Source organism: Mycobacterium sp. ENV421 (assembly GCF_002887815.1).
Taxonomy (GTDB): Bacteria; Actinomycetota; Actinomycetes; order Mycobacteriales; family Mycobacteriaceae; genus Mycobacterium.
Genome location: NZ_PDHO01000136.1, coordinates 1 through 1,001 on the forward strand (window position 1 = coordinate 1; position 1,001 = coordinate 1,001).

General features: G+C 67.5%; 1 pseudogene. It reads left to right on the plus strand.

The features are described from left to right. A pseudogene (locus tag CRM90_RS30030) lies at positions 1-927 on the plus strand (integrase core domain-containing protein); the annotation flags it as partial. Between the last annotated feature and the right edge of the window lie 74 nt (positions 928-1,001).

Sequence of the window (1,001 nt, forward strand, 5' to 3'; positions counted from 1 at the left end):
ACATCGGGCCACAGGACTCTAAAACTGGTTGGATTCATTCAGCGGGAACACGCCATGCTGTTCGAACGGATCTGCCGGGAGAGCGGCATCACCACGCGTTTGACCAAACCCCGGTCCCCGACGACGACCGGCAAGATCGAACGCTTCCACAAGACGCTGCGCCGCGAGCTGCTGGATTCCGCCGGCCCCTTTGCGAGCATCGAGGCGGCCCAGGAGGCGATCGACGCCTGGGTGTACGGCTACAACCACAGCCGCCCGCACCAGTCTCTGGGGATGGCGACACCGGCGACGGTGTTTCGTCCAGCGCCGATCGACGTTATTCCGCCGATACCGGTGGCCACTGACCCGCTGGTTCCCGACATCGTCGACATCGTCGTTCCACCACGTCCCAAGCGGCCCCTCGGGCCGACGGCAGAGGACCGGTCCGGCAGCGCCATACACGCTGTCGAGTGGGAGACCGTGCTGACGCCGCGGGCGCGTCTGCTGCTGCCGGCAGATCAGCAGTTGAAGTTCACCGCCGCGCTGGCCCGCCGCGAGGTCACGGTATGGGCCAGCGACCGCAGCATCCACATCGTACTCGACGGCGCGGTGATCCGGACGCGACCGTCACGGCTGTCCGAACACGATCTGCGCGATCTGCTGCGCCGCGGTGCACGCATCGCGGGACCCGAGCCGGCGCGAGGCGCGGTCACCGTTGACATGCTGACGACCACCGCGGTCATCGAAGTCGCGCGCACCGTCTCCCGCGACGGCTGCACCGGTCTCGGTGGCCACAAAGTGCTGCTGGAGTCGACGCTGGTCGGCCAGCGCGTCATCGTGCGCTTCGACGGCTCGCTGATGCACATCGTGGCCAACGGCAGGCTGGCCAAAACACTCCCAGCGCCGCTGCCGCCGGATCAGCGCACGGCTCTGCGCGCCGACAACCCACTCTGCGATCGGCCCGACCACCGATGGAATTCCCAAGGCCATGACGTCCCCCCATCGTCCGCGGTCGCGTCAAT